General features: G+C 34.9%; 20 protein-coding genes. 19 read left to right on the forward strand and 1 reads right to left on the reverse strand.

Annotation, left to right across the window (positions count from 1 at the left end):
- Positions 1–563 precede the first annotated feature (563 nt).
- Positions 564–1,445 (reverse strand): LysR family transcriptional regulator, encoded by an 882-nt coding sequence (locus BV906_RS17660; RefSeq protein ID WP_176330404.1) that lies wholly within the window; start codon positions 1,443–1,445, stop codon positions 564–566.
- A 568-nt stretch (positions 1,446–2,013) separates the two neighbouring features.
- Here BV906_RS17660 and BV906_RS17665 point away from each other — a divergent pair.
- The 19 genes from BV906_RS17665 to BV906_RS17760 all read left to right on the forward strand — a co-directional run bounded on the left by BV906_RS17665 (position 2,014) and on the right by BV906_RS17760 (position 20,913).
- Positions 2,014–3,393 (forward strand): MFS transporter, encoded by a 1,380-nt coding sequence (locus BV906_RS17665; protein WP_087974944.1) that lies wholly within the window; start codon positions 2,014–2,016, stop codon positions 3,391–3,393.
- 632 nt (positions 3,394–4,025) lie between these two features.
- Positions 4,026–5,279, forward strand: coding sequence for a benzoate/H(+) symporter BenE family transporter (locus BV906_RS17670; protein ID WP_087974945.1), 1,254 nt, complete (start codon positions 4,026–4,028; stop codon positions 5,277–5,279).
- A 210-nt stretch (positions 5,280–5,489) separates the two neighbouring features.
- Positions 5,490–6,233, forward strand: a complete 744-nt coding sequence (locus tag BV906_RS17675) for a sulfite exporter TauE/SafE family protein (protein WP_087974946.1) — start codon at positions 5,490–5,492, stop codon at positions 6,231–6,233.
- Between the two features lie 170 nt (positions 6,234–6,403).
- Entirely contained in the window at positions 6,404–6,706 is a 303-nt protein-coding gene (locus tag BV906_RS17680; protein WP_140322024.1) for a hypothetical protein, read from the forward strand.
- A 344-nt stretch (positions 6,707–7,050) separates the two neighbouring features.
- Entirely contained in the window at positions 7,051–7,581 is a 531-nt protein-coding gene (locus BV906_RS17685) for a DUF1269 domain-containing protein (RefSeq protein WP_087974948.1), read from the forward strand.
- Between the two features lie 312 nt (positions 7,582–7,893).
- The gene (locus BV906_RS17690; RefSeq protein ID WP_245844285.1) at positions 7,894–8,670 is read left to right on the forward strand and encodes an STAS domain-containing protein; all 777 of its coding nucleotides are present in this window, start codon (positions 7,894–7,896) and stop codon (positions 8,668–8,670) included.
- A gap of 744 nt (positions 8,671–9,414) precedes the next feature.
- Positions 9,415–10,020, forward strand: a complete 606-nt coding sequence (locus tag BV906_RS20305) for a DUF6366 family protein (protein WP_217896397.1) — start codon at positions 9,415–9,417, stop codon at positions 10,018–10,020.
- A 649-nt stretch (positions 10,021–10,669) separates the two neighbouring features.
- Positions 10,670–10,870 (forward strand): helix-turn-helix transcriptional regulator, encoded by a 201-nt coding sequence (locus BV906_RS17705; RefSeq protein ID WP_140322025.1) that lies wholly within the window; start codon positions 10,670–10,672, stop codon positions 10,868–10,870.
- 5 nt (positions 10,871–10,875) lie between these two features.
- Entirely contained in the window at positions 10,876–11,169 is a 294-nt protein-coding gene (locus BV906_RS19950; protein ID WP_087975014.1) for a hypothetical protein, read from the forward strand.
- A 195-nt stretch (positions 11,170–11,364) separates the two neighbouring features.
- Positions 11,365–11,553, forward strand: a complete 189-nt coding sequence (locus BV906_RS17715; RefSeq protein ID WP_087974952.1) for a hypothetical protein — start codon at positions 11,365–11,367, stop codon at positions 11,551–11,553.
- 237 nt (positions 11,554–11,790) lie between these two features.
- Positions 11,791–12,105 carry a hypothetical protein gene (locus BV906_RS17720; RefSeq protein WP_087974953.1) on the forward strand — a complete coding sequence of 105 codons (315 nt, stop codon included), beginning with the start codon at positions 11,791–11,793 and terminating at the stop codon, positions 12,103–12,105.
- 56 nt (positions 12,106–12,161) lie between these two features.
- On the forward strand, positions 12,162–12,386 hold the full coding sequence (locus tag BV906_RS17725; RefSeq protein ID WP_087974954.1) for a hypothetical protein: 225 nt from the start codon (positions 12,162–12,164) through the stop codon (positions 12,384–12,386).
- A 130-nt stretch (positions 12,387–12,516) separates the two neighbouring features.
- Positions 12,517–13,479, forward strand: coding sequence for a helix-turn-helix transcriptional regulator (locus BV906_RS17730; protein ID WP_087974955.1), 963 nt, complete (start codon positions 12,517–12,519; stop codon positions 13,477–13,479).
- A 76-nt stretch (positions 13,480–13,555) separates the two neighbouring features.
- Positions 13,556–14,188 (forward strand): type 1 glutamine amidotransferase family protein, encoded by a 633-nt coding sequence (locus BV906_RS17735; protein WP_087974956.1) that lies wholly within the window; start codon positions 13,556–13,558, stop codon positions 14,186–14,188.
- Between the two features lie 329 nt (positions 14,189–14,517).
- Positions 14,518–14,955, forward strand: a complete 438-nt coding sequence (locus BV906_RS17740) for a PH domain-containing protein (protein ID WP_087974957.1) — start codon at positions 14,518–14,520, stop codon at positions 14,953–14,955.
- A 138-nt stretch (positions 14,956–15,093) separates the two neighbouring features.
- A complete protein-coding gene (locus BV906_RS17745) occupies positions 15,094–15,297 on the forward strand; it encodes a hypothetical protein (RefSeq protein WP_087974958.1) in 204 nt (67 codons plus the stop codon).
- 804 nt (positions 15,298–16,101) lie between these two features.
- Entirely contained in the window at positions 16,102–16,446 is a 345-nt protein-coding gene (locus BV906_RS17750) for a hypothetical protein (protein ID WP_087974959.1), read from the forward strand.
- Positions 16,447–16,885: 439 nt separating this feature from the next.
- Entirely contained in the window at positions 16,886–19,225 is a 2,340-nt protein-coding gene (locus tag BV906_RS17755) for a helix-turn-helix domain-containing protein (protein WP_087974960.1), read from the forward strand.
- Positions 19,226–19,485: 260 nt separating this feature from the next.
- A complete protein-coding gene (locus tag BV906_RS17760) occupies positions 19,486–20,913 on the forward strand; it encodes an MFS transporter (protein WP_087974961.1) in 1,428 nt (475 codons plus the stop codon).
- Positions 20,914–20,921: the final 8 nt, after the last annotated feature.

A 20,921-nucleotide genomic window follows, 5' to 3' on the forward strand; every position in this document is an offset into this window, starting at 1 on the left:
TTAGTAACGACAAAAACAAAAAACATGATAAAGGATATAGTTATTATGATACAGAACTTTTTTAAAATACAAAGATATATAAATCGAGAGCATCCACAAGTTAACAGGATCAGATAAACGCATCGCGCTAGCCAAGATAGCGAAGACTATTTGAAAGGGCGGTCAATCCATTTTTGCGAAAGAGTTTTACGTCAAGGGATACTATAAGGAAAGGTCATTATGAGTTAAAAAAGGAATACCCATTGAGGATTCTTTTCATGCAAAGGGTAGAAAAAGTGGAAGATAGACTTCCTAACTTATTACAGAATATAAAGGGTATCGTGGGCGACAAGCCGGACAAATTCAAGTTTTAACACCACCAGATCTTTAACTAGATAATCGTATTCTACTACAATGGAGATACCTCTACCAAAATTGGGTGAAGGTTTTAGCTATACTGTTCTAATCACGAAGGTTTCGTTGAACTGACCCCAAGTATACTGAGAGAGAGACGACGGTGCTAATCCTAGTGGTAGGAGTAGGTATCTCTTCTTTTCAAAAAAAGAAAGCGTGTTATTCGTTTCCTAAACTTCTGCATATTTATGATTAATTATTGAATAAATAATTCGCTTAGCAAGACCTCTGATTTGTGAATTCTTTCGATATTGAACGTAGACTTCGTTTGGTATGTTAGAAATCTCCGTTATTTTTCGAATTTCTATTTCTTTATGATATCTTTTACTTATTCCAAGTTCAGGCAAAATCCCAATGCCTATCCCGCTAGTAACGGCTTGTAAAAGCATTTCACTATTTTCCACATCAATGCGTGTTACATTTTGTACACCGATTAGCCGTTGGTCAATTAACCTCCACAGCGCCGAGTTTCTTTTAAAACTAATAATTGTCTCATTGCTAAGGTCTTCTAAATAAAGTTCCTTGGTCATAGCGAGTTTATGATTTTTGGCGTGGGCTAATATTAATTCATTATTGAACAAATACTCTGATTCAATATCATGTTGATTGGGCAGCACCTCTCTTGTAAAAATTAAATCCACTTCTCCTAATAGGCATCTTTCATTTAAATTGACAGAATCATACCCTTCTAAGACTTGAACATCAATCCCCCCAATGGATTTAATCAAATTTAATAATTCTACAATAAAGGAATAGGAGTATCCAGGAGAGAAACCGATTTTGATTAGTGGATCCTTCACTAAATTTGTAATTTCTTTGGAATGTTGCATATAGATTAGAATGTTTTTGGCATATTCAATCAACATATTTCCTTCTTTTGTAATGAATATATCATGACCGATTCTTGTGAAAAGCTTACATTGTAGGATGTCTTCAAGAGCTTTTATTCGGGATGTAATAGTTGGTTGCGTAACATCAAGGGCTACCGCAGCTTTCGAGTAACTTTTACATTTTGCAACGATAAGAAAGGTTTCTAATTGGCTTTCATTCATTCCATTACCTCCCGAGCTTAACATTATAAAAAACAATATTAGAGAGCGTTTACATTAATTAATAATATAGTAATAGTAATTATAGTGTCAATATTTATTGCCAGAATAATTTAAAAATAAGTCATAAAATGGATAAGATTATTTTCGAGTTTTCTTTTTATTAAATGATGCATAGGGGAATTTATTACCTATATGTAAGTTCCGATCTTGTTATTTTTGTTTGAAAAGTACATATTTATCAGATTCTTTTCTACCAGATCATTTTTAATCCTTTCAAGTAATTTGCAATCGTTATTACATAAAAATAGGGGATGTTATCACATAGTGATTTACATATTGGTTGAATTTTCATAAATATTTTAATATTTTTACTTATGTTGCGTATAGGGGAAATCATAACTTGTATAACTAACTTCCTGCAATATAATAAAAATTACTTATTGAAAGATTGTGGTGATGCCTAATTAACTATTAAGTAATAAATATTTATTCCTTTGGGTATAGAATTATTGCCTTTTAAAACGATAAAACAGCTAAAAAAGTATTCAATGAAAAGAGGAGATGTGTAATGACAAAAGTAAATCCAGATCAAATTATTGGTGATAGTAAATTTAACCGCTTTCATTTGAGTTTATTCATATGGAGTTTCATGATTATTTTATTCGATGGATATGATTTATCTGTTTATGGGACAGCTCTACCAGTCATAATGGAAGAATGGAGTTTAAGTTCTGTTGAGGCAGGATCAATAGCAAGCTATGGTCTCTTTGGAATGGTATTCGGGGCAATTATCTTCGGTATACTAGCTGACCGTATAGGAAGAAAGAGAGTTATTATTATCAACGTATTTATATTTAGCCTATTTACTCTACTATGTGGTTTTGCAAACTCAGCAATGACTTTCTCTATTTATCGCTTTATCGCAGGATTAGGTTTAGGCGGTATTATGCCGAATATAGCTGCTTTAGTATCAGATTATGCTCCTAGAACAATGAAAATTAAATTAGTATCTTCTACATTAGTTAGCTTTGCGATTGGGGGAGCACTTGCGCCAACTGTTGGAGTTCTTTTAATTGAGGCATTTGGATGGCAATCTGTTTATATTGTTGCGGGCCTACCGCTTTTAGCTATTCCTTTCATGATGAAGCAACTACCAGAATCATCTAGCTACCTTATCCGTACCGGTAAAAAAGAACAACTATTTGCAACTCTCGCAAAGGTAAGTCCTGGTTCAACATTTAGGATGACTGATGAAATTGAGGAAGTAAAATTAACAAAAACAAACATTCCTATTGCAGGATTGTTTAAAGAGCATCGGGCTTTAAGTACTATCGGATTTTGGGTAGCATTCTTCTGTGCTTTATTAATGGTATATGGATTAAATACTTGGTTACCAAAATTAATGATCGAAGCTGGTTATGGATTAAATTCAAGTTTAGGGTTCCTTATTGGGCTTCAAGGCGGAGCTGTTATCGGGATTCTTGCTCTTAGTAATCTTTGTGAAAAATATGGTTCTAAAAAGGTTATTATTACATCTTATATTGCTGGAGCCATTGCTTTAGCCTTGCTAGGACTTGGTGGAAGTACATTCTATATTTTCATTTTAGTAGCAATTGCAGGGGCTGCTACAACAGGTTCTCAAGTTTTGATTCAAGCTTATGTAACATCGTTCTACCCTTCAGAAATGAAATCAACGGGTTTAGGGGTGGCTTCAGGAATTGGACGATTCGGAGGAATGACGGGACCAATTTTAGGGGGATTCTTGTTGACAATGGCTTTACCTAACTTTATGAATTTCCTAGTATTCTCAATTGTTTGTATTGGCGCTGCAATCGGATTATCAGTAATTGCTGATAAATATTCAGCTTCTAATATGGAGGTAAGAGCAACTAGTAGCAAGCATGCTGAATTATTAAGTAAAGGTGAAATAGCAGCATCAAATGAGTGATTTTTATTTGTGCAACTATTTCTACTAAGTTTAATAAGCTACCATACAGGTATTCACCCAAAATATTTAGAGATTTATTGATAGAAATTTGCAAGGTTCTCGATTAACTTTCCATTCCATATTATCTTCACCAAGCCTTTGAGAAGATTTGGTTTAAGAAATAGGGTAGTTCAAGAATAAATCCGATTGGATACGTGCAAAATGAAGTTTTCCATATAAGATCATACTTAAAACGTTTGTTCAAAAAGGAAAGGACCGAGGTCGTCTAGTTCTCAGGCGTCCTGGGACTGCGTTTACTCGCTCCACCGAAGAGCTTTGGGACTGCGTTTACTCGCTCCACCGAAAAGCTTTGGGACTGCGTTTACTCGTACCACCGAAAAGATTTGGAGCTGTGATTACTCGCTCCATCGAAAAGCCTTGTTGCAACTTCGACACTAGCACGTCCTGTGCGTCGAAGTTCGAGGCGGAGTAGTTTTGAGTGGTAGTCTTCCAAGGATGTAGTGACCTTGTGGTTCTCAACAGGACATGTCAGTACTTAGTCGAAGATACCTCGGGAACGTCATTTTTATCGGACCTTTTCGATAGCCTCTTAATGATTAACACTACTTTGACATTATTAGAAAGGAGATTATATGGAAGAAAATCGTTTTCGGACAAATCTAAAAGAGTTACCTCAGAATTTGAATATTAATACTATAAGTGCGGGTTTAGTCGCAGCCATTTTTGGATGCACAGGCCCTGCATTAATTATCATCGGGGCGGCAACGGCTGGTGGGTTAACGTATACCCAAGCCATCAGCTGGATTTTTGCTGTTTACCTTTTTAGCGGATTACTCGGTATCTTTATTGCATTAAAGTATCGCCAACCGATTTCAGTAGCACATACGATTGCTGGAGCTGTATTGATGGCAGGTTCCTTAACCCACTTTTCCATCCATGAAGCGGTTGGGGCGTATCTCATTGCAAATATTCTTGTTATCCTCCTGGGCTCTACGGGTCTAATCGAGAAAGTCATGAAATGGATCCCTCTTCCGATCGTTATGGGGATGATTGTTGGTGTGATGATCCAATTTGCGTTAGACATGATTACATCGATTTCCATTAAACCGTTACTCGCAGGGTCAGCGATTCTCGCATTTTTGCTTTCATCACGATATCTTAGCAAGGTTCCACCTGTATTGTCTGCGTTAATCGTTTCGGTGGTCGTGGCGGTCTTTACAAATGCTTTTGAATTTCCAGCTGCTCAGAGTATGTTTGTCCTCCCAAAACTTGTGATTCCTGCATTTAGTTGGGATGCGATTGTGTCAATTAGTATTCCACTTGCACTCTTGATCATCTGTGTGGAAAATGCTCAAGCGACAGGGGTACTAATGGCTCAAGGGTACAAGCCACCTACGACGGGCATGGCGGTATATGGGTCAACGGTTGGTCTATTCGCTTCACTGTTGGGGGGACATGCAATCAACATCGCCGGACCAATGACTGCCATCTGTTCAGCAAACGAAGTCGGAAAAAAGGATAGCCGCTATGCAGCATCGGTTATGAACGGTGTGTTTTTCGCAGGCTTTGGCCTATTTGCAGCGTTCGTTGTTCCATTTGTCATTGCAATGCCAAGTGTTATCGTTACGGTCATTGCCGGCTTAGCCATGTTAGGGGTTCTCATCAATTCATTAAAAACAGCATTCTCCGATACTAAGTTTCAAATGGGTGCATTCTTTGCCTTAATCATCGGAATGTCAGGAGTCAACTTTTTCAATATCGGTGCACCATTATGGGCCATTGTCGGAAGTCTGTTTGTCTCCTTACTCGTTGAAAAAAGTGACTTTGCATTTAACATAAATAAAGAGGATAAAGAGAGAAAGGAAAAAATAGAAACAAGTGCTTAATCATACACACTAAAACCCAGATAATTCATTCGTCAATGAATTATCTGGGTTTTACTATTGGCCTCGTGTGGAACGTGGGGACAGGCTTTGTCCCAATGAATTTTAGGTTAACTATGGGACGATGAACCTGTCCCCCTGTACCTTTCCCCTGTACCTTTTCACAACATGTGGTAAGCTAATTTTAAAACGATTCAGAATGGGAGTATACATATGTTTGAACTATCGATCATGGAATGGGCTATTGTCATCCTTTGTGCTATTTTCATAGGTTTTTCAAAATCGGGATTACCAAATATGATTATTCTCGTTGTTACAGCACTTACTTTCGTTTTTCCAGCAAAAGAATCTGTTGGTATTTTGCTGCCAATGTTGTTGGTTGGGGACATATTTGCAGTGACTTACTATCGTAGAAATGTCGTTTGGAAACATCTCATCACACTGATTCCCTGGGTATTGATTGGGATTATATCAGGCTACTTTGTACTTTCACAAGTAAGCAGTGGGCAGTTAACACCCCTTATTGGTATCATTGTGCTGACAATGATTGTGCTTCAGCTAACACGGCAGAAATTCGGGGAAAGGTTCAATCAACTTTTACCAACATCACTTTGGTTTGTTGCATTAATGGGGATTCTAGGTGGATTCACGACGATAGTAGGAAATGCTGCTGGTGCCGTGATGACAATTTATTTACTAGTGAAAGGTCTATCAAAGGAGAATTTTGTCGGTACTGCTGCATGGTTCTTCCTGTCCGTAAATCTGATCAAGTTTCCGTTTTACTTGCAATTGGGGTTAATTAATCAGGCTTCATTAACTTTTAACCTCTGGATGGTTCCGGCAATTATTGCTGGTGTATTTATCGGTATTAAAATCCTGCCGCTTATACCAAAGAGGGTTTTCGGGTGGCTTGTCCTGGGACTAGCAGCGTTAGGCGGGATAAATTTGTTGTTTTAATAAGCTCCCCCTGTCTAGTTATTCTACTTTTCCTATTTTATTATATCTACCTTTTGAATAAATTTAGATTATTTACATAAAAACTAGAAAGGAAATTTCAGTAAAGTTATACGCTCTGAGTTTTTGATTAACTTTAGTCCGACAAGGGTATATAAGAAATCGTGATGCAATTGGAAAGGCGCCTACAACCAGTCAGACAGGAGATGACAGCCATCATGAAAATGAAGAAGAAAATGAAAATATTAATCTTTACCATTGCTATTGTTGCAATACTAGGGGTAATTTATATGCTAACCGTCGTTGGTCAAAGTCAGACGAAGGATGGGAACGAAAAACAGGAGATCGAGCAAGTGGCCTATGATTATAGTACGGACAAGCTGGCTAAAGAGGCAACTTCCGACAATTCCAATGAGTTTATAGTCACTCAAGCTAGCATAGAGGAAACTTACAATTTGCCCGAGGGCGAATTGTAAGTTTCACAAGTAAAAGACTAAGCACCCTTATCCAATTACGTCGAAGGATATCTAAACTTTCTTATAAAACTAAAACAGCTAACAAAACTCCTCTTTTATTGTACTAAATGGAATAGTATCAAGTGCTAAATCATAACCATTAGGTACTATTTCCACCAAAAGAAAAGCCCCCGAAGAATATAGTCAGGGGCTTCCTCAAAAACTGAATTACTACTTCAAGTTGAAAATCGAAATCGTTAATATAAAACTATATGTAACTTAACTAAAAGATAAACCAAGCGTGCGTTTATCCCTGTTTCACTAAGGGTATTAGAATAGTATCGAAAAAACAGGAGGAAACCACTTTGGAAAAAATTACAATCAGTGTATTTAAAATAGAGAGTGAAGCATATCAGGCTCTTTCAAAAATGAGATTACATACAGGATACCAGGAAACATTGAAGTTTTCTCAGGTTGCTTTATTGAAGAAATCTGCTAGTCAAATCCATTGGAAAGATGGATTTGATACAGGTGTTGTAACAAACAATGATACGTGGAAAGGCGGCCTTATTGGTGGAGTTGTAGGTGTTTTAGGCGGTCCGCTTGGCATCTTGCTTGGCATGGGTGTTGGAACGCTTGCTGGTGCCGTGAAGGATACGCACGATGCAAAGGAAGAAAGTGGGATCGTGAAATACGTATCTACACATATGCAAGAAGGAGATATAGCGATTATTGCCGTTATTGAAGAAGAGAACGAGGAACTCTTTAATCGTATGTTAAGTGAGTTCGATGCAGTGACGGTTCGCCATGATCCGGAAACAGTGGAAAAAGAAGTAGAACATGCAAAAGAAGTGGAGAAAAAACTGCAAAAACGAGCAGAGGAAGAAATGAATTGATAAAACAAAGAAATATTATTCCTCGATTTCTTTGTTTTCGTTATTAATTAAAAGACATCATTTTTTCTGCTTCCCCTAAATGACATTACAATTGACCAATCAACTGGCAAATAAAAGTCGTCTAATTAGATGGCTTTTATTATTATAATGACAAGGATACCGTTACGTTTTTTTATAATTTTAATATATGGTAAAATGGCTTTGTGAAACATTGTACTTGAGCTAAATTGCTGGTTAGTTCGGCAAGCGTTAAATTAACGGAGGCATCAATAGATACATAATTAAGTTAAGTCAAAAAGAGGTGGGAGAATTGTGAATAATAGTTTATTACCCATACATATAACTGGCACAGATGCTCTAAATAGTATTGGTGAAAATATTATTATTGCTGATATAGATTATAAAATTATCTGGTTGAATTCATATGCTAGACAATCACTTAATTCAATAGTTCCATTGTATGGTTTGTCCAATTCAGATGACTTAATGGGCTTAAGCATGGATTTCTTTCATAAAGAACCTACATACCAACGCCAAGTGATGTCTGGATTAAAAAATGGTCATAGAGCCAGGATCAATATTAAAAACGAATTTATTGCCGATATTGTAATAACGCCAATAAAGAACATGCAGGCCCAAAATCAGGAGATTGAGGGTTATATGGTAATGCTCATGGATGTTACTAGCCAAGCGGATGAAGCAAAGCGTTTGGAGGAAAAGGTCAGAGAATTATCTGCTCCAATCCTAAATATTTGGGATAACACCATAGCTCTTACCCTTGTAGGAGAATTTGATATCGATCGGGGAGAAACAATTATACCAGTTGTATTAGAGGAATGTATTTCAAAAGATATCGAATTTGTTATGGTTAGTCTCAGAGGGATAAATAATTTTGATGACAGCGTAAGGCAAACGCTCCAAAAATTATACGATTGTTTAAAATTATTAGGAGTACAATGTATTATAGTTGGTATTAATCCTAACTTAGCAGTTAGGATTGGAGCATTAAGTAATATAGCTACTTTTAGAGATGCCCATGAGGGTTTGAAATATATTATGAAGCTACAAGAAAACAGCTCCTTTAATTAAAAGTCGTTAATCCTAAAGGCACTTTTTTCTAGTATTTCTTCTACTAAATGGTGCTTATAGGTTTGAAATGAGATAAGACAAATATAAGGTCAAGTTTTGTAAAGATTGCTGCAGGGATACTTAGAATTTGTAAGATATAATAACGCGCTATCAGCAAATTCTAAGTATCTCGCTGTGATCTGAAATAGAATACAAACTGTAAGGTTATGTAAGTTCCAGACTGCTTTTTAAGTCTCCCACGACAGCGAAGATTAAATGTAGTTAGAGAACGACGAACACTTTAATCGCATGGTAAGTGAGTTCGGTGCGGTGACGGTTAGTCATGATTCAGAAACGGTGGAAAAAAGAAGTAGAACATGCGAAAAATGTGGAGAATAACTGCGAAAACAAGCAAAGGAAAAAATGAAAAGATAAACCAAACCAAACAAATAATAATCCCTTGACTGGTTAACCCGCTCAAGGGATTTCTTTCATTTAATTGAAAGACCATAATGTGGGTTTAAAGGGTTCCGTTTTAAGGTGCGGTGCATTTTTAAAAATTACACCTCAATTGATATTAAAATGGCAAATAAAAGTCGTCTGAATTTAGACGACTTTTTATATTATAAAGAAGGTTAAAACTAATTTTTTTAACATTACGATTATATGTTAAAATAACTTTGTGAAATGTTGTACTTAAAGTAACTAGCAGAAGAGTTTAATAAGACTTATTAGATATAGCTAAATTTAAGGGGGGATATTAAAATGGACAAAGATAAAGAAACTCCTGAAATAAGAAGAGAAAAAATGAGGCAAGAAGAATTAAAAAATCCTTCCAGTAGTATCCACGGAAGTAATCTTGCAGATTTAGTCGGTGGATTAGGGTGGAAAGGTACTGGAATACTTATTCTCGTAATAATTGTTGGTGGTGTTTATTTTTTATTGAAATTTAATCCACCATTGGAGATTGGCACTATTGCTTCAAGTGGAGATAATAAATCAGTTGTTATTGGTATTGGTAATAATGGCTTTCGTGAAGTACAAATATTAGATGTTTCGGTAAATAATAATGAAAAGCCTTTAGAAACAAATTTACAAGTTAGTAATGCGTTACAAGGTTTCACCATATCGGATGATTATAACAGTGAAGAAGCAAAAAAATATGGTTTTACCAATATAGATGAGGTAGCCATAAAAACAGGAACTTCACCTTCTTCTAATTATGAAAAATTAGATGATGGGACTGCTTCAAAAGACGATGAAATTTACGGGGTTAGTGTTATTCATAATGAAGAAATAAATAATGTTCATATAAAATATAGTCATTTTGGAATGACATTTAATGATACTGTGTATCTCAATAATTATTGATATATAAGGGGCTTTAAAAGACCTCAGCATTTTCAAGTAACTGGTGCAATAGCACAATAAGGGTAGTCGCCTCTTATTGTGCTATTTGGCAGTTTAGTGAAAAGTGAAAAAAGAAGTGTTAAAATTGGTCCAAAGAGAGGCGGTTACTTTGCTTGCATTAAAAGAGTTTGCATCGAGTTTTTTACTCATCGTAAGTTGGCTTATATTTGCAATAAGTGCATATTTACTCTACTGGACAATTGTTATGCCTTTACTTGCAATTATTCCTTTTCTTATTTCTTTATGTTCTAGTTTATTATGTTTCTACTTGTCAAGAAAACTTGACGATAGAAGAAAGAACAATTAGTTATTTAATTAAACTGGTGTGAGAGTTAAGAGGGCGATCATCAAAATTGATTGTCCTTTCTTTTTTGAAAACCATATGGAATATTATGTTAAGGTTAATTAAAAGATTATTGAGTTAACTGGCAGGTTAGTTGAACAATTTAAGAGGAGCTGCCCAATAATTTCGGCTATTGGACAGCTCTTTTTGGTAGATTGTTTTCTAAAAGGTTGTTGCTTTATGAAAAATAATTACACTATAAAAAAATGTAAGAAATACTTTACTATTTGTAAGAAATAAATTACAGTAGGATTAGAGGTGGTGTTATTGTTACATAACAAATTAGTAATTTATCGGGCAGAAAAAGGATGGACTCAAGAACAACTGGCAAAGAGAGTTGGTGTTAGTCGCCAAACTATTGCTACTCTTGAAAAGAATAAATACAATCCTTCCCTCATTCTTGCCTTCAAAATTGCAAATGCTTTTGAAAAACCATTAACCGATGTTTTTAATTATAGGAAGGAATGATAGGTATGTTATGGTTGGCTGCATTATTTCTTATTATATTTATTTGCCATATGTACATCTTTAGGTTCAACGATAGTGAGGAAGGGAAGGATGAACGGGGGAGGGAAATTCAACACAAAACAAATAATATGCTATATGGGATTTTGTATATAGGTGTTATATTACTTGTTGTCCTCGTTGACTACTTTGAAATAATCCCGATTGAGTATCTTCCTAATATATTGTTATGGTTTGTGCTATCTTTAGGTATTTTAGGAAGTATATTCACTTATATCAATAAAAATAGGAAGAATTATTAAGAATGGCTAAATTCACTGAGCCTTTATCGACCTCATATATGAGGTAAAATTGATTAAGAAATAATAAATTCTCTAATCGTGCTAACTGGTGCGATTGTTCAACAAGGCGGTCATTACGATCGTCTTTTTCTTTGAACGGTATTTTGAATATTATGTTATTATAAGGTTGCCGAATATTGTTAGGAGGTTTGAAAAGTGAAAAATAAAACTCGAACAATTATTACACTTTTATGTAGTTTGCTTGTTTTTGCTGTTGGTATGTTTAGAATACTTACTGAATCACTTTCTTCAGCACCTTTGTTTGTAGCTTATGTTTTCGCAATTACTGGGTTTATCGGGGTTGTTGCAAACGGAATATTACTTAGAAAGTTACAATCTAATTAAACAAACCAGATGAGGGATTCCTAAAATGGAATCGCTTTTTTCTTGTTAAACTATATGGTGCGATAGTTTAACAAGGTGGTCCTAATAGGGTTGCCTTTTTTATGATGTTAAGAAATCGAGTTTTATTATTGGAATACTATGTTAGTATCGAGGAAGAAGCTATTGTGCTAACAAAGCAGGATAGCGCAAGACGGACTTTGGGGAATGCTATAAGAAATATTATTATGAGGTGTAAAAATGTATAAATTTAGAGGTTGGACAATCGAAACAAAAGTGGAAAAAACATTACAAGTTATTATAGACAAAGAAGAAAGTAAATTAATAATGTTCGATGAAGATAAGGACTTATTTTTATGGACTTATCCTTCTGAATTTGGAGAAGGATTAGCTTTTGAAAAAATGAATTGGGCTACACAGTTTCACATCCTACCAGTCAGTCGAAAAGAAAATCATTGTAACAACTTCAGAACAACCAGAAGAGTAAGGACTTCTTGTAGACTAACGGGTGCGTTTCTTCAAGAAGGAAATTGCTCCCTCTTTATTGAAATATAGAAGCGGAATAGTCGATTAATGAAATATGAATTCTATATTGCAGGGAGGTCGGCATTATGGAAAAAGATACAGAGCAACAAATTTTAGAGGAATTAAAAGATATAAATAAATCATTAGAAAATATGAATAACATGATAGAAGAAGTTGACAGAGACGGAAAGCCGAGCTTTATTATATATGATTTAATAAGGTCGCTTTTAATAGGAATTGTTATTGTTGGTCCTGCCATAGCTGTTGTAATAATAGTATTTCAAGTTCTTTACAGTTGGTTATTTGGCTAAAGGGTGTTTTTCTTTAATAAGAGGGCGTCTTTTTGAAATGCCCCAACACATTTAAATAGAAATTCAATGAATAGGTAATGTTTTTAGTATTATTTTAAAAAAAATTTATCTCCATATAGAGGTGGATTCTGTGGCTAAAATTGACAATGTACTAGCGATTCTATGGATGCTTAGTTCAGGTGAAAAAATTACTGCAAAACAAATTTCAGAAAAGTTAGAGATGAATATAAGGACTGTGTATCGTTATATTGATACACTTTCAATAAGTGGTGTACCTATAATTTCAGACGCAGGACATAATGGTGGATACACTTTATTGAACAATTTTATTGAAGCTCCTCTTTTTTTTGATTTAGAGGAGCAAACCTCGCTATTTCACGCTGCTATTTTTGCAGAAGAAGCCGGGTATTATGGTGGTGAAGCACTAAATAGGGCTATTTCAAAGCTAAGAAAATATTCGAATCAAGAGCAGGAAACAAAGATAAATCAACATTTAACTAGTCTTGAAGTAATAAGTCGATTAAGTTCCCTCGCTATAGAACCTTTTTTGAAGGAGTTGGAGCAGGCTGTAGCTGACGGATACTCTATAAAAATTCTATATCATAAAAGTGGCCAAGAGCAATCAAAGAATAGGTTGGTTGATCCATACAGAATTATTTATTGGAATAATAAGTGGTATATGATTGGATTTTGTCATCTCAGGAATGATATCCGTAGTTTTAGAGTAGATCGAATTGAAAGTCTAATGCTAACCAAAAATAAGTTTAACCAGCCAGAAAATTTTTCAGCACGTAACTTTTTTATGAAAAACCTCCTTCCAACTATAGAAGAAAAAGAAGGAATTATTTCTTTAGTTATTAATGGAAATACTAGTGCGTTGGATGATATTTGCCAACATTGGTTTTTAGGACATTATTTACAAGAACGGACTTCAAATCAAGCGGTATTTCTTTTTGAAAAAGAAATGATATATAAATATGTACCATATTTACTTTTACCATATGGTAAATCTATTCAAGTTATTGAGCCAATAAGTCTTAAGAAAAGACTTATTGAAGTTCTGTCGGAATTAATAAAATTTCATCAAGTATAATATAACTTCCCTGACATTAGCTGTCAGGGAAGTTGTATTATACTAGGTATATCAATTGGGATTGGAGTGTTATTTAATGCAAACAAAAAAAGTTTATCTTTATGTATTTAATACAATGTCAGACTGGGAATATGGATATTTAATTGCTGAATTAAACTCAGGAAGATATTTCAAAAAAGATTTAGCACCTTTAAAAGTAGTCACAGTGGGAGCTAATGAAGAAATTATTACTACAATGGGAGGACTGAGGATAAAACCAGATATTTCCATTGATGAATGTATTCTTGAGAGTAAAGATCTTTTAATTTTACCAGGAGGGACTACTTGGAATGAAGAAATTCATCAACCTATCTTGGAGAGAATTGGCCAAGCTTTAAAGCTTGGCACTATTGTTGCTGCAATTTGTGGTGCAACTGATGCCCTCGCGAATATGGGATACTTAGATACTAGAAAGCATACAAGTAATAACTTAGAATATACTAAAATGGTATGTCCTAACTATAAAGGAGAAAAGTTCTATGAGGTGGAATCTGCGGTATCTGATGCGAATTTAGTTACTGCATCAGGAATAGCTCCTCTGGAATTTGCAATGGAAGTACTGAAAAAATTAGATGTATTTGCACCAGATACATTACATTCATGGTATAACCTATATAAGACCCATAAACCTGAATACTTCTTCCAGTTAATGAATTCAATAAATAGCTGAGCTGAAAAATCAACTTAGCAGTTTTATATTAGTTCAAATAAAAATAATGAAGTAACTGAAAAGCTCACTTTCTCTATTTTGTTTTGCAGAGAAGTTGGGCTTTTTAATTTGGAATTTCCTTATCGTTGTATATCCGCATTTTACTGACGCTACCCCTATTAGAAAGTTAATTTATTTGACAGGGAGAATATGAAATTTGTGAACAAATGTACTAAAACTATTGGGTGCTTTTCTACAAGAAGGATTAGTGCCCTTTTTTGTCGTTCTAAAGAATGGAACCTTTATAATAAGTAACCCGTATTAAATTATAAGGGTGGTGTAATTATCCAATGGTTTTTCGTTCAAAGGTAGATGCCTTTTTTGTTAATTTTATGTTGATAGTGGTACTCATTATTGGATTGATCTCATTTTTTCCATTATTTATAGAAGATGCCCCATTTTTAGCAGTTTTAATACTTACTTCAACATTCCTGATTGTGACAGGTTTTATTTTATGGACTAACTTTTCAGTTAAGTATATTTTCTATGAAGATTATTTATTTATAAAAGGTGGGCCGTTTAGAAGTCGAATTCCATACGAAAATATTACTAAAGTATCACCTACAACTGCAATTTTTTCTGGACATAGCATATTATCATCAAGAGATGCAATTGAAATCTTCAATAAAACAACATTTTTAGGAAGTATAAAAATTTCACCAAGGGAGAAGAGAGAGTTTATCTCCGAATTAAAAAAGCATTGCCCTAATGTGCATATTCAAGAATAATCTTGTATTAACTGAAACTTATTGAGACGGTTTTTATAGGGTGCATATTAACATTTGAACAGACCTAAGAATAAATCTTATTAAGCTAAGCACCAATTAGCAAAAGAAGCAATATTGAGGTAAATGGGAGGAGATTGTATGAAAATAAGAACAAAGATATCTATAGCGATTGGTCTCCTATCCTTTGTAACAGTAGCTTTTTTAATTAGCACACAATCATACTTCAATAACAAAGAAATTAGTGTTGCAAGTGATAGATGTTATGAAATAGGTGGGATGCCAAAAGTAGAAAGCGATTTCTTAAATTTAAATTACTCGTTTTCCTGCCAAGAAAATAACTAAACTTTAATACTAATAGAGTGAATACGATATTTCAGTAACAGGTGCAATTGTTAAACAAGGCGATCATCAAAAACGATCGTCTTTTTATTCAAACCATATGTTTGAATATTATGGTAATATTGGATAGAGTTATTGAACTCATAGAATAGTAATTATACGAGGAGTGTTACATAGTGACGAGAACGGAAAAAAAAAGAGAAGAGAAGTGAAGGACTAACATTAGTAAGTGTAATTGCTGGTGGAGTAGCAGGGTGGACAGTTAATGTTGGATTGAGTATTTTGACTGATACTAATACAACTCGCCTATATGGAATATCAATATTTTTAGGTATTATAGTTGGTTTATTATGGGATATAGCAGATAAGTTAAATAAAGATTAAGAATAAATCTGCAAGTGCAATTTAAACAATAACTTTTCTGTAATTGTGAAGATTTGTACTCAAACAACCTGGTGCGATTGCATAATAAGAGCATTCGCTCCTTTTGGTATCAAACTATGCTAAACGACTTAATTAGGAGGTAAACATTGAATAAATACTTCCGAAACCTTAGTCATTATTGTTGTTATATTTTTATTATTATTCAAGTATTGGTTCGGTCTTAATTTCGGATTCGGTCAAATATTTCTTATCATTGCAGGAGGTTATGGTATCTACCTTAACTATAAATCTCTAATAAAAGATAATTTGGAGACTGTGAAAATAGGTACTTAAAGTAGATGGTGCTAACGTTCAAAAATAAATAAACGCAATGCTAATGGACTGATATGAGATACGGCATCTGTATATATTGGAGGGGTTTTTTTGAATATAGATATAGACCGAGTGATTCCTATTTTGTTTATGTGGGGTTTTCCAATCTTTTTTATGGTTAGAGCATATGTGAAAATGGATAAAAACGATAAAAACGATGTAAAAAGAGATTTTAAGACACCCCATTTTATTTTCACAATAGGTTTTCTCGCAGTTGGTTTGTTTATAGCTCAACTTGGAAGCATCTTATCAATACATTTAATAAATATTGTTGGAACTTTAATACTTGTGATAGGAGGAATTGTAACAGCAATTGATATTTGGGGAAGAAGTAAAATTAAAAGTATGTTAGTCCCCGTGCTTATTGCAGTAGCCATTTTTTTCTTGAATAAGTAATAATAATTTATTTATAACCTATTCGCACTATTTGGTGCTAGTTTAATAAGGAAATTTACCAGGATCTCTTAAAAGAGGTCCTTTTTGTGTTAAATAAACAAAGGTATTCTATCTAAAATGACAGTGCAATTGACATATCAATTGACACCATTTTTTCTATGTACGATATCTATTGTCCTGTAAAAAATAAATGAGGTATTCGGATGTCAAATAACCCTGATCTAACCATTAATCGTTGAAATAACAGCAAAACTGACGTATGCCAATTCATATGTTAGTTGATCTGTCATTTAATTAATATGAACCTCAAAACGGAACCCTTTGATGTCGGTTACAGCATCTTTTTTATATCTGAAGCTAGTATCTTTATTGCTTCTCTAAATAGACAACGTGTAAACTACAAAGTATAGCAACCATTAAAGAATGGGGAAAAGATATTATGGATGATCACATGACAGACTTTACAATTAATTTACAACAAATTAAAGTATTGGCACCAAGATTAAATCAAGGGATTCAAGTGATCCTTGTTATTCATGGGGAGCTGACAGTTGAAACGAATAGTCGATTTTATCTCTTAAAAGAAAGAGATGTTCTCGTTATTAATCGGAATCAAATTTATCAGGCTAATGGTAGTAAAGAAAATCGTGTATTGACCTTGAAAATTTCGGATCGGTTTATGCTGGATCTCTACGAAGAGTATCCATATAGTCGGTTTGAATGCAACTCTTTGGATATTGATATGGGCAGGGAATCCATGATCAATCGTATTCGTAAGCTATTAGCTGAATTGATGATTAGTTACTACCGAAGAGAAGAGAGCTACCGAATTGAATTACAAGCATATGTTAGTCAAATTCTCCTTATTTTAATTCGCCGTTTTAAGCAAAAGGGCAGTACATCGGAAAGAGTGGATACGGCTGATCAGCGTTTAATCCAAATTATTGATTATATGGAGACGAATTATAATCAGGCAATAACATTAGATGACATTTCACATCGATTTTATTTATCTTCTGGATACTTGTCTCGGTACTTTAAAAATAAAATGGGTATTGGTTTTAATCGTTTTTTGATGAAGATCAGGCTGGAGCATTCCATGAAGGACTTACTGTATACCTCAGACTCCATTTCCCATATTGCAATGAATAACGGATTTCCAAATACAAAGTCTTTTGTGAGTTACTTTAAAGAAGTATACAAGCAAACGCCTAAAATATATCGGGAGGAAAATCAGGAAGAAAGAATCGACACGATGAAAACCTATGACTTTGATGATGCTACCCATATTATTAAATCACCAGAGGTTTTAGAGAAGCTAGGGATGCTCCTAACTGATACAGATGAATCCTATACGAATTCAGAGACGCAACTTTCGGAATTAAACCTTGACTTACAACACATTACGAAACAGAAAATTAATCGTCCCATGCATAATCTTGCTATTGGTGAGTTAAGGGAGTTATTAAAGGAAGGTGTAAGGTCACAAATTTTAATGGCCAAAAAGGACTTGCGCCTCGAGAATATTGGTATCCGAAGATTGATGGGTGGTTCGACCTTCATTACACCTGTCGAAACAGATGAAATCCTTGCGACCACTTCACCTTATTATAACGCAGATTTCGCTTTGAATTTCCTAAGGAAACATGATTTATCGCTTTTTATTCGTGTCGATTATAAGGAAATAACAAGTGATGAAGTAGCTTATTTTCAAGAATTAAATAATTTTATAAAACATTGTATGAATGTGTATGGGACCTCCTATCTTGAGAAATGGCATTTTATGTTTTATGAGCCATCCATAACAGCTGTAAGTGGAAGTGAACTGAAGCGCATCTACTTAAAATTGTACGAGGCATTAAAACTGCTTGTGCCTGCTATCCGTATCGGCGCCTTTTTACCATTTTCTTTTGAAAAGGAGAAGACGACGAACAATCATGCGTGGTTGGTAGAAGGAAATGTACCACTTGATTTCATTGGCTATGAAGCGAATCAAAACGAGATCATTGACTTTACAGCATTAGGTGATGATCGCTTTTTACTCGCGGAAGGATATATTAAGGGGAAAACAGATAAACTGAAGCGATATTTAAGAAAGTATGGGAAAAGCCTGCCGCTTAGTTTGGTGAGCTGGAATACACTTTCAGGGAATACGAGACACACGAATGGGACGTTTTTCCGCGGTGCATTAGTATTGCAGAATGCAATCGAATTAGCTAACGAAGTAGAATCCATGGGCTTTTGGATTAATACAGAACAGCACGAGAAGTCGGGAAGAAATCGGCAAATTCGGATGGAGGGGCTGGAGTTATACCATTACTTTAATGGAAAACGCCCAGCATACTTTGCGATGCAGTTTTTAGAGAGGTTAAGCGGTACTATCATCGCACAAGGGCAAGAGTATGTCATGACGGAAAACGATCGTGGATATCAACTTATTCTCATGAATATCAATAATGTCAATCCATATTATTCGGTGGAAGAAACGTTTCTGAAAAAATTAAACAAAGATATTCGCGTTACAATTGCAGGGTTAAATCCAGGTAATTATCAGATTAGGAAACGTGTATTTGATAAAGATCACGGCGCACTATATACAAAATGGTGGGATTTGAATAGTGAGTATGGAATGGATGCGGAGGTTATTGATTACATCACAGAGACTAGTCAGCCGTCGTTGGAACTATTCGATGAGCAGATTGATGGGGAATGGTCGTTTTATTCCTATATGACGATAAATGCCATCCATTTCTTTGACATTAGAAGAGCGCATGTTTAATGAGTGATTCGATAGATGATTGATAGTATGTTACCTATCAATCATCTTTTTTTATTAAAAATGAACGGTTAATTTTGTACCTATGCTAATATATGTGAAAAAGTGCACATGATTTTCAGGTGATGAAGCAGAAAACTACCTTATTTAAAGGGTGGATATTTTCTATAAAAAAATGTAATAAAGATGAGCTCATAAAATTGCACTTTTATCCAATTGATTTTTTTAACAACATATCATTTATAAAACTAGGAGGTTGTATCATGGAAACAACGTATAAAGGTACAAATAAGATGATAACAGGTATTGTGTTTGGGGTTATAACATTTTGGTTGTTTGCTCAATCAATGGTCAATATTGTTCCAGCGGTTCAATCGGATTTAGGTATTTCACTAGGAACGATTAACGTAGCAATTAGTCTTTCAGCACTGTTCTCAGGAATGTTCATCGTTGTTGCAGGTGGATTAGCAGATAGAATGGGTCGGAAAAAAATAACGTACGTTGGTTTAATTTTAAGTATCGTCGGTTCCTTATTGCTTGTCTTAGCCAATGGTTCCGTATTATTAATTCTAGGACGTATCTTACAAGGTTTATCAGCGGCAGCCATTATGCCAGCAACCATTGCTTTAGTGAAAGAATACTTTGATGGTCCAGATCGTCAGCGTGCACTTAGCTATTGGTCCATTGGTTCTTGGGGTGGTTCTGGTCTTTGTTCATTCTTTGGTGGTGCAGTTGCAACATCTTTAGGCTGGAAATGGATTTTCATTTTCTCTATCGTCTTCGCAGTTCTTGCCATGTGGTTAATTAAAGATGTACCTGAAAGTAAAGCAGAAACAACAGGTTCATTTAAGTTTGACTTTGGTGGTCTAGGAATATTTATTGTGACCATGCTTGCATTAAATATCTTTATTACACAAGGAGCAGGCTTCGGTTGGAGTAGTCCAATAACAATTGGCCTTGCAGTAATTACAGTAGTTGGTGTTATCTCCTTTATTAAATACGAAGCAAAACGTAAAAATGCATTAATTGATTTCAACATTTTTAAAAGCAAAGCCTATACTGGTGCTACCATCTCTAACTTCTTATTGAATGCAGTAGCAGGTACACTTATTGTAGCAAACACATATGTACAGGTTGGACGTGGATTTTCAGCATTTCAATCAGGCATGCTTTCACTAGGTTATCTCGCAGCGGTCCTTGCAATGATTCGTGTCGGTGAGAAATTGATGCAACGTACTGGCGCAAGAAAGCCAATGATTTGGGGAACTACTTTAACGATGATTGGTGTAGGAGTCATGGGACTTACCTTTTTACCAGATATGATGTATACCATTGTCGTTTTTGGCGGATTCATTCTATTCGGTTTAGGACTTGGAATGTATGCAACCCCTTCTACAGATACAGCAGTTACGTACGCACCAGCGAACAAAGTTGGGGAAGCATCAGGTGTATACAAAATGGCAAGTTCACTTGGTAATGCATTTGGTGTAGCGATTTCTGCAACGGTTTATAGTACGATCACTGTCTTCAGTAGTGTGGAGGTAGCAGCAACCGCAGGGATTATAACAAACGTTATATTTGCAGTGTTAGCACTTATCTCCATTATCGTTTTTGTTCCAAGTAGTTTTGAAAAAGAAACGAAAGCGAAAGCACCAACACCGGTCGTAAAAACAGCGGGTGCAGAACACTAAAAACATCC

The organism is Oceanobacillus rekensis (genome assembly GCF_002153375.1).
GTDB classification, from domain to species: Bacteria; Bacillota; Bacilli; order Bacillales; family Amphibacillaceae; genus Oceanobacillus; species Oceanobacillus rekensis.

Coding starts and splice junctions, on each gene's coding strand:
- BV906_RS17740 (WP_087974957.1), top strand. CDS start 14,518: ATGGTTTTTCGTTCAAAGGTAGATGCCTTTTTTGTTAATTTTATGTTG.
- BV906_RS17725 (WP_087974954.1), top strand. CDS start 12,162: ATGGAAAAAGATACAGAGCAACAAATTTTAGAGGAATTAAAAGATATA.
- BV906_RS17760 (WP_087974961.1), top strand. CDS start 19,486: ATGGAAACAACGTATAAAGGTACAAATAAGATGATAACAGGTATTGTG.
- BV906_RS17670 (WP_087974945.1), top strand. CDS start 4,026: ATGGAAGAAAATCGTTTTCGGACAAATCTAAAAGAGTTACCTCAGAAT.
- BV906_RS17735 (WP_087974956.1), top strand. CDS start 13,556: ATGCAAACAAAAAAAGTTTATCTTTATGTATTTAATACAATGTCAGAC.
- BV906_RS17755 (WP_087974960.1), top strand. CDS start 16,886: ATGGATGATCACATGACAGACTTTACAATTAATTTACAACAAATTAAA.
- BV906_RS19950 (WP_087975014.1), top strand. CDS start 10,876: ATGTTATGGTTGGCTGCATTATTTCTTATTATATTTATTTGCCATATG.
- BV906_RS17745 (WP_087974958.1), top strand. CDS start 15,094: ATGAAAATAAGAACAAAGATATCTATAGCGATTGGTCTCCTATCCTTT.
- BV906_RS17720 (WP_087974953.1), top strand. CDS start 11,791: ATGTATAAATTTAGAGGTTGGACAATCGAAACAAAAGTGGAAAAAACA.
- BV906_RS17665 (WP_087974944.1), top strand. CDS start 2,014: ATGACAAAAGTAAATCCAGATCAAATTATTGGTGATAGTAAATTTAAC.
- BV906_RS17660 (WP_176330404.1), bottom strand. CDS start 1,445: ATGAATGAAAGCCAATTAGAAACCTTTCTTATCGTTGCAAAATGTAAA.
- BV906_RS20305 (WP_217896397.1), top strand. CDS start 9,415: ATGGACAAAGATAAAGAAACTCCTGAAATAAGAAGAGAAAAAATGAGG.
- BV906_RS17675 (WP_087974946.1), top strand. CDS start 5,490: ATGTTTGAACTATCGATCATGGAATGGGCTATTGTCATCCTTTGTGCT.